The organism is Streptomyces sp. YS-3 (genome assembly GCF_045257485.1).
GTDB lineage: Bacteria > Actinomycetota > Actinomycetes > Streptomycetales > Streptomycetaceae > Streptomyces.
Window position 1 is genome coordinate 1 of record NZ_JBJHPC010000398.1, and the last position, 6,847, is coordinate 6,847.

Sequence of the window (6,847 nt, forward strand, 5' to 3'; positions counted from 1 at the left end):
CCCCGAAGCCCCCGAGCCCACGAACGCCACCAGGATGGTGAACCCCGACATGCAGAACAACCTCTCCGCAAGCGGCCTCCCCGAAGCCCCCGAGCCCACGAACGCCACCAGGATGGTGAACCCCGACATGCAGAACAACCTCTCCGCAAGCGGCCTCTACACCGGCCCGCAGGTGGACAACCGCTACATCGTGCCGCGCTTCGTCGAGCGCACCTCGCAGGGCGTGCGCGAGTACGACCCGTACGCGAAGCTGTTCGAGGAGCGCGTGATCTTCCTCGGCGTGCAGATCGACGACGCCTCCGCCAACGACGTCATGGCGCAGCTGCTGTGCCTGGAGTCGATGGACCCGGACCGCGACATCTCGATCTACATCAACAGCCCCGGCGGCTCGTTCACGGCCCTGACGGCCATCTACGACACGATGCAGTTCGTGAAGCCCGACATCCAGACCGTCTGCATGGGCCAGGCGGCCTCCGCCGCCGCCGTGCTGCTCGCCGCGGGCACCCCCGGCAAGCGCATGGCCCTGCCCAACGCGCGCGTGCTGATCCACCAGCCGTCCTCGCAGACCGGCCGCGAGCAGCTCTCCGACCTGGAGATCGCGGCCAACGAGATCCTGCGCATGCGCACCCAGCTGGAGGAGATGCTCGCCAAGCACTCCACCACGCCCATCGAGAAGATCCGGGACGACATCGAGCGGGACAAGATCCTCACCGCCGAGGACGCCCTGGCGTACGGCCTGGTCGACCAGATCGTGTCGACCCGGAAGACGACGTCGGCCGCGGCTGCCTGACGCAGCCGGAAGCCCCTGGCGCGGCGCACCCGACGGTCCCCGTCGAAGTGAACCGCGCCAAGGGGGGCCCGAACGGGGGGCCAGGCAAGGTACCGTCGGATATGAGGCACCAGGAGCCGCTGAACGTGGCGTCTCCCAGGCGAAGGGGAAGCACCTCGTGGCACGCATCGGTGATGGCGGCGACCTGCTCAAGTGCTCGTTCTGCGGCAAGAGCCAGAAGCAGGTGAAGAAGCTCATCGCAGGCCCCGGTGTGTACATCTGCGACGAGTGCATCGATCTCTGCAACGAGATCATCGAGGAGGAGCTCGCGGAGTCCTCCGAGGTGCGGTGGGAGGAACTGCCCAAGCCGCGCGAGATCTACGAGTTCCTGGAGAGCTACGTGGTGGGCCAGGAGCCCGCCAAGAAGGCGCTCTCCGTAGCGGTCTACAACCACTACAAGCGCGTCCAGGCCGGCGAGAACGGCGGCGCGCAGGGCCGTGACGACGCCATCGAGCTGGCGAAGTCCAACATCCTGCTGCTCGGCCCCACCGGCTCGGGCAAGACCCTCCTCGCCCAGACCCTCGCCCGGATGCTGAACGTCCCGTTCGCCATCGCGGACGCGACGGCGCTGACGGAGGCGGGGTACGTGGGCGAGGACGTCGAGAACATCCTCCTCAAGCTCATCCAGGCCGCCGACTACGACGTCAAGAAGGCCGAGACGGGCATCATCTACATCGACGAGATCGACAAGGTCGCCCGGAAGAGCGAAAACCCGTCGATCACGCGCGATGTCTCCGGCGAGGGCGTCCAGCAGGCCCTGCTCAAGATCCTGGAAGGCACCACGGCCTCGGTGCCGCCCCAGGGCGGGCGCAAGCACCCGCACCAGGAGTTCATCCAGATCGACACGACGAACGTGCTGTTCATCGTGGGCGGTGCCTTCGCGGGCCTGGAGAAGATCATCGAGTCCCGGGCCGGCGCGAAGGGCATCGGCTTCGGCGCGACGATCCGCTCCAAGCGGGAGATCGAGGCGAGCGACCAGTTCCAGGAGGTCATGCCGGAGGACCTGGTGAAGTTCGGGATGATCCCCGAGTTCATCGGCCGCCTCCCCGTCCTGACCTCCGTCCACAACCTGGACCGCGAGGCGCTCCTCCAGATCCTGGTCGAGCCGCGCAACGCCCTGGTCAAGCAGTACCAGCGCCTGTTCGAACTCGACGGCGTGGAACTGGACTTCGACCGGCCCGCCCTGGAGGCCATCGCCGACCAGGCGATCCTGCGCGGCACGGGGGCGCGCGGTCTGCGCGCGATCATGGAGGAAGTCCTGATGTCGGTGATGTACGAGGTCCCGTCCCGCAAGGACGTGGCCCGCGTCGTCATCACGTCGGACGTGGTCCACAACAACGTCAACCCGACGCTGGTGCCGCGCGAGCCGCGGATCGTGAAGAACGACGGGCGGCACGAGAAGAGCGCGTAGCGCTCGGAGTACGTACGGGAAGGGCGCCCGGCCGGTTGGAACTCCAACTTGCCGGGCGCCGTTTTGGGTGTGGAACCTTCAGGTCAACCGAGGGCGCGCCGAGCACTCGCCTGCATGGTCATCTCATGCGAGCGAACATGCTGACATCGCCACGTCCGAGTCAACCCGCAGCTGTGCGAGGCCCACAAGACAGGCAGGGTTGGCAAGGTGGGGCCAACCGTTGCCAAGCGTATGGTTCTGACAGGCAGCCTGGGTCTTCGAACCGACGTTATATCCGTGGTCTGACACGTACCTCGCGCAGGCATCCGTACTGGCGGATGCCGGGGTTGCTATCAGCAGAGATGCTGCGGCGGCCGTAGAGGCCACAGCTACCGTTGTCAGAAAACGCTTCGTTGAGCCCAGCACAAGAACACTCCTTGTCGAGAACGGAAAATATCCGGTCATTTCGGCCGAGGCTCTAGTGGATCATGGTGCGTTCATGACTCTCAATGGCTTAAGCCCGAATTGGCTCGATCACGCCGTTCGCGCTTCGTGTGCTGGGAGGGTGGCACAAGGGGCGTCAGGCGGATCCGCCTGACGCCCCTTTGCTGTCCTGCGTCGCGAACTAGTTCGCGGAAACCCGTACGTCCTTGCGGAGCTTCGCCGTCGTCTCCGCGTCCTCGTCGAGCGAGACGCCCTTCGTGCCGGTGAGGAGCGCTGCCGGGTCCACCAGAGTGACCATGCCCAGGGTGCTGTGGTCGGCCCAGATGCACACGGGGAACTCCAGGCTCTTACCCCCGGTGCTCTTGTCACCAGTGATCTTGGCGGACTGGCACTTCATGACGGCACCGTCCAGCCCGGCCGGGGTCTTAGTCTCGGGACTGCCGACAAAGGTGCCCTTGGCGTCCTTGTCCTTCTCCGCGTTGTTCTTGATCTGCGCGAAGACGGCATCGACCGACTTCTCCGGGTCCGAGATCTTGCCGTAGACGCCGTTGAAGCTCATCTGCTTGGCCGGTGTGCCGGTCGACGCCTTGTAGGTCGCCTTGACGGTCGTCGGGTCCTTGATGCCCGCCGCGCCGAAGTCCTTCTTGTCCTTCTCGGTCGTCTTGTCCGACGAGTCCTTCTTGTTGACGGTGTACGCGCCCGCGATCACGCTGTCCGGGGTGATCAGCTTGTGCGGGCCGTCATCGGCGACACTGCTGCCGCCGCCCTTCGTCATGAAGTACACGCCGCCCCCGACAGCCGCGATCGCGACCACGACGGCCGTGACGATCAGACCGGTCCGCTTCTTCTTCGGCGGCGCCGGCGGCGGCATCATGGGCGCGCCATAGGGCGGCTGCTGGCCGTACTGGGGCTGCTGGGCCGGGTAGCCGTAGCCCTGCTGCGGCGGGACGCCCTGCGGGGGCTGCTGCGGGTAGCCGTAGCCGGGCTGGGGCTGGCCGTACGGCTGCTGCGGCGGCTGCTGACCGTACGGGCCGGGCTGCTGGGGCTGGCCGCCGTACGGGCCCGGCTGGTTGTAGCTCATTGCTGGTGTTCCCCCTAGGGATGCTTATCCGATCCCGACATCCTCGCGGACGGCACGCCCACACAGCGCATCGGGGGGCCGACCGTTACCAAAGATTCCCGTTTCAGTACCGGCCGGTGACACCCCTAAACTGACCCCGTGACCGAGAACACTCAGCAGCAGAATCCAGCGCCCACCACCGAACTGCCGACCCAGTACGCGCCGGCCCAGGTAGAGGGGGAGCTGTATGAGCGCTGGGTGGAGCGCGGTTACTTCGAGGCGGACGCCAAGAGCGACAAGCCTCCGTACACCATCGTCATCCCGCCGCCCAACGTCACCGGCAGCCTGCACCTGGGCCACGCCTTCGAGCACACGCTGATCGACGCCCTCACCCGCCGCAAGCGCATGCAGGGCTACGAGACGCTGTGGCAGCCGGGCATGGACCACGCGGGTATCGCCACCCAGAACGTCGTCGAGCGTGAGCTCGCCAAGGAGGGCAAGTCCCGTCACGACCTCGGCCGGGAGGCGTTCATCGAGCGCGTCTGGCAATGGAAGGGCGAGTCCGGTGGCCAGATCTCCGGCCAGATGCGCCGCCTGGGTGACGGTGTCGACTGGTCGCGTGAGCGGTTCACCATGGACGAGGGCCTCTCCGAGGCCGTCCAGACCATCTTCAAGAAGCTCTACGACGACGAGCTGATCTACCGCGCCGAGCGCATCATCAACTGGTGCCCGCGCTGTCTGACGGCGATCTCGGACATCGAGGTCGAGTACCAGGACGACGACGGCGAGCTCGTCTCCATCCGGTACGGGGACGGGGACGCGTCCATCGTCGTCGCCACCACCCGCGCCGAGACGATGCTCGGTGACACGGCCGTCGCGGTCCACCCCGAGGATGAGCGGTACAAGCACCTCGTCGGCACCGAGATCGAGCTGCCGCTCACCGGCCGCCGGATCCCGGTCGTCGCGGACGAGCACGTCGACCCCGAGTTCGGCACCGGCGCCGTCAAGGTGACCCCGGCGCACGACCCGAACGACTTCGAGATCGGCCAGCGCCACGGCCTGCCCAACCTCGCCGTCATGGACGAGCACGCGGTCATCACCGTCCACGGCCCCTTCCAGGGCCTGGACCGCCTTGAGGCCCGCTCCGCCATCGTCGCCGCGCTGCGCGCCGACGGCCGGATCGTCGCCGAGAAGCGCCCGTACACCCACTCGGTCGGTCACTGCTCGCGCTGCAAGACCACCATCGAGCCGCGTCTGTCGATGCAGTGGTGGGTCAAGGTCGGCCCGCTCGCGAAGGCCGCCGGTGACGCGGTCCGCGACGGCAAGGTCAAGATCCACCCGCAGGAGATGGAGAAGCGGTACTTCGACTGGGTCGACAACCTCCACGACTGGTGCATCTCGCGCCAGCTGTGGTGGGGCCACCGCATCCCCGTCTGGTACGGCCCGAACGGCGAGATCGTCTGCGTCGGTCCGGACGAGCAGCCTCCGACGGGCGAGGGCTGGCGCCAGGACACCGACGTCCTGGACACCTGGTTCTCCTCGGGGCTGTGGCCCTTCTCCACCCTCGGCTGGCCGCAGCAGACCGAGAGCCTCGCGAAGTTCTACCCGAACTCCGTCCTGGTCACCGGCTACGACATCCTCTTCTTCTGGGTCGCCCGGATGATGATGTTCGGTCTGTACGCGATGGACGGCACCCCGCCGTTCCACACCATCGCCCTGCACGGCATGGTCCGCGACCAGTTCGGCAAGAAGATGTCGAAGTCCTTCGGCAACGCGGTCAACCCGCTCGACTGGATGGACACGTACGGCTCCGACGCCGTCCGCTTCACCCTGGCGCGCGGCGCCAACCCGGGTGTGGACGTCCCGATCGGCGAGGACTGGGTCCAGGCGTCCCGCAACTTCGCCAACAAGATCTGGAACGCGACGCGCTTCGCGCTGATGAACGGCGCCACCGTCGAGGGCGAACTGCCGCCCGTCGAGCAGCTGTCGGCGGTCGACCGCTGGATCCTGTCGCGGCTCAACAAGACGGTGGCCGAGGTCGACGGCCTCTACGAGGACTACCAGTTCTCGAAGCTGTCCGAGGCCCTCTACCACTTCGCGTGGGACGAGGTCTTCGACTGGTACGTCGAGCTCTCCAAGACCACGTTCTTCGCGGGCGGCGAGCCGGCGCGGGTCTCCGGACGGGTCCTCGGCGAGGTCCTGGACGTCACCCTGCGTCTGCTGCACCCCATCGTCCCCTTCGTCACCGACACCCTGTGGACGACGCTGACGGGTGGCGAGTCGCTCGTCATCGCCGACTGGCCGAGCGACAGCGGCTTCCGCGACGAGGCCGCCGAGCGCGAGATCGAGCTGGTCCAGCAGGTCGTCACCGAGGTGCGGCGGTTCCGCTCGGACCAGGGGCTCCAGCCGGGGCAGAAGGTCCCGGCCGAGCTGGCCCTGGACGGTACGGCGCTGGCCCCGCACGAGGCGGCCATCCGTCAGCTGCTCCGCCTCCAGCCGGCCGGTGAGGGCTTCCACGCCACCGCCTCGCTGCCGGTCGCGGGCGCGACCGTGGCGCTGGACCTGTCCGGCACGATCGACGTCGAGGCCGAGCGCAAGCGCCTGGCCAAGGACCTCGCGGCGGCCGAGAAGGAGAAGGCGCAGGCCAACGGCAAGCTCGGCAACGAGGCGTTCCTGGCGAAGGCGCCGGACAACGTGGTCGACAAGATCCGTACGCGGCTGGCCAAGGCTGAGGCCGACATCGAGCGGATCACGGCGCAGCTGGGGAGGCTGCCGCAGGCGTAGCGGGGGCCGTGTGCTGTGGAGGGGCCCCGGACCGCTGTACGGTCCGGGGCCCCTCCGCCGTTTCCCCGACCGGGCTGGGCACGGCTGCGCCACGTCGGGCCGGGGGCCCCACCTCTTTCTTCCGTCTGCGGGCTGTCGGTGGCTGGTCGCGCAGTTCCCCGCGCCCCTTGTTGGCCGGGGGTTTGTCTGCGGGCCGTGTGTGGCTGGTCGCGCAGTTCCCCGCGCCCCTAGGTGCCCAGGGGCGCGGGGAACTGCGCGACCAGCCACGTACGGCCCCACGGCCCGCAGACAAACCCCCGGCCAACAAGGGGCGCGGGGAACTGCGCGACCAGCCACCGAC

4 protein-coding genes are annotated in these 6,847 nt (G+C 67.9%); 3 read left to right on the forward strand and 1 reads right to left on the reverse strand.

The window, feature by feature from the left end:
• Window positions 1-112 precede the first annotated feature (112 nt).
• Both ACJA3G_RS26270 and clpX read left to right on the forward strand, forming a co-directional pair.
• Window positions 113-790 (forward strand): ATP-dependent Clp protease proteolytic subunit, encoded by a 678-nt coding sequence (locus tag ACJA3G_RS26270; protein ID WP_317453864.1) that lies wholly within the window; start codon window positions 113-115, stop codon window positions 788-790.
• Window positions 791-947: 157 nt separating this feature from the next.
• Window positions 948-2,240, forward strand: a complete 1,293-nt coding sequence (gene clpX, locus ACJA3G_RS26275) for an ATP-dependent Clp protease ATP-binding subunit ClpX (RefSeq protein ID WP_067158960.1) — start codon at window positions 948-950, stop codon at window positions 2,238-2,240.
• A gap of 604 nt (window positions 2,241-2,844) precedes the next feature.
• On the opposite strand, the gene ACJA3G_RS26280 is transcribed toward clpX, so the two are convergent.
• Window positions 2,845-3,744, reverse strand: a complete 900-nt coding sequence (locus ACJA3G_RS26280) for a hypothetical protein (RefSeq protein WP_406555523.1) — start codon at window positions 3,742-3,744, stop codon at window positions 2,845-2,847.
• A 138-nt stretch (window positions 3,745-3,882) separates the two neighbouring features.
• Here ACJA3G_RS26280 and ACJA3G_RS26285 point away from each other — a divergent pair, with 138 nt between their 5' ends.
• Entirely contained in the window at window positions 3,883-6,507 is a 2,625-nt protein-coding gene (locus ACJA3G_RS26285; RefSeq protein WP_406555524.1) for a valine--tRNA ligase, read from the forward strand.
• The last annotated feature ends 340 nt before the right edge of the window (window positions 6,508-6,847 follow it).

Bases quoted from the DNA above. Each gene is read 5' to 3' on its own strand.
- ACJA3G_RS26270 (WP_317453864.1), top strand. From the start codon at position 113: ATGGTGAACCCCGACATGCAGAACAACCTCTCCGCAAGCGGCCTCTAC.
- ACJA3G_RS26280 (WP_406555523.1), bottom strand. From the start codon at position 3,744: ATGAGCTACAACCAGCCGGGCCCGTACGGCGGCCAGCCCCAGCAGCCC.